Source organism: Variovorax sp. 20P10.2.4, from assembly GCF_058244205.1.
Window position 1 is genome coordinate 1 of the sequence record NZ_JBZAYE010001060.1, and the last position, 1,574, is coordinate 1,574.

The 1,574-nt window shown below is 70.2% G+C and carries 2 protein-coding genes; one reads left to right on the forward strand and one right to left on the reverse strand.

Annotated elements, in window-relative coordinates; all coding sequences use genetic code 11:
* Window positions 1-12: 12 nt before the first annotated feature.
* Window positions 13-927, reverse strand: coding sequence for a dihydrodipicolinate synthase family protein (locus AC27VN_RS41040; RefSeq protein WP_490880446.1), 915 nt, complete (start codon window positions 925-927; stop codon window positions 13-15).
* Between the two features lie 209 nt (window positions 928-1,136).
* On the opposite strand from AC27VN_RS41040, the gene AC27VN_RS41045 reads away from it, so the two are divergent.
* Window positions 1,137-1,574: LysR family transcriptional regulator (locus tag AC27VN_RS41045; protein WP_490880447.1), on the forward strand; the 438-nt coding region annotated here is incomplete at its 3' end.

Genomic DNA, 1,574 nt, shown 5'->3' on the forward strand with positions numbered 1-1,574 from the left:
GCCGCGCCCGGCTCAGTGGCGATCGCTGGCATCGACGTCGAGTGCGGCGAGATCGAAGGCCTGGTCGCGCAGCGCCTGCCGCAGCGACTCCTGCCGCTGCGCATCGAGCGCCTCGAGCGGCGGCCGCACGCGCGCCCATTGCGCATCGCCCGTGGCCATCGCGATGGCCGACTTCATGGCGGGAATCAGCGGATGGGCCGCGAACTTCGCGCGCACCGCATTGAGCGCCGCCTGCCGCGCATCGGCATCCGCGTCGTGCCACGTGTCGAACAGGCGCACGATGGCGCGGGGATTGACGTTCGCGGTGGCCGAGATGCAGCCCGCGCCGCCGTGGCGCAGGGTGTCGAGCAGGAGGGTCTCGGTGCCCGCGAAGACGTCGAAGCCCGCGGGGCCGAACTGCGCGATGGTGCGCGCGGTGTAGTCCCAGTCGCCGCCGGTGTCCTTCATGCCGGCGACCGTGCTCGGGTAGCGCTTCAGCAGGCGCTCGACCAGCGCGTGGGAGAAGCCCACCTGCGCCACCGGCGGGATGTGATAAAGGTACAGCCGCAGGCCGCTGTCGCCGACCCGCTCGATCACCTCGCTGAAGAAGGCGAACAGCCCGTCGTCGGTGACGCTCTTGTAATAGAAGGGCGGCAGCGCCAGCACCCCGGCGCAGCCGTGGTCGACCGCGCAGCGCGTGAGCCGCACCGCGTCGGCCAGCGAGCAGCTGCCGGTGCCCGGCAGCATGCGCGCGGCCGGTACGCCCGCGGCCACGGCCTGCCGCAGCAGCTCGATGCGCTCGTCGACCGAGAGCGAGTTGCCCTCGGAGTTGGTGCCGAACATCGCGAGCCCGCAGTCCTGCGCCACCAGCCAGCGGCACAGCCGCAGGAAGCGCGCGGCGTCGGGCTTCAGCGCGGCGTCGAAGGGGGTGAGGACCGGGGCGAGCACGCCGCGAAGGCGTTGGGGGGTGGAGGGCGGCATCTGGATTCCAGCAAGGGTTCGGGGTGCCGGAATTCTTGGGCGCAAGGGCCTCGAGTGGGTTGCCGATCGGGCTTCGTGTTTTGCGAAAGCCGCAAAGGATCGGGATGCCGGAGTGCCCAGGCTACAGCCGAGCGAAAGTAGACTCGGGTGGCCGCCAACTTTTGAGGAAACCGCAAATGATCGACCTGGTCAGCCTGAAGGATTTCCTGGTCCTGTGCCAGACGCGCAGCTTCAGCCGCGCCGCCGAGCGCTGCCATGTGTCGGTGTCGGGGCTGAGCCGGCGCATCCAGGGCCTCGAGCAGTGGATCGGCGCGCCGCTGTTCGACCGGCGCACCGCGGCGCTCGAGCTCACGCAGCCCGGCGAGCGGCTGCAGGCGATCTCCTCCGAGGTGGTCTATGCGCTGGAGGGGCTGCGCAAGTCCATCAAGGCCGATGGCGAGGACCGGCAACTGCGCATCCGCTTCGCGGCGCCGCACATCATGTCGGCCGTGTTCTTCCCGGACTGGGTGCCGCGGCTGCACAACGACTTCCGGAGCGCCAAGTTCAGCGTCAACTCCGACAACCTGCCCGAGTGCTTCGAGATGCTGGCCGAGGGCTCGGCCGACTACGTGGTC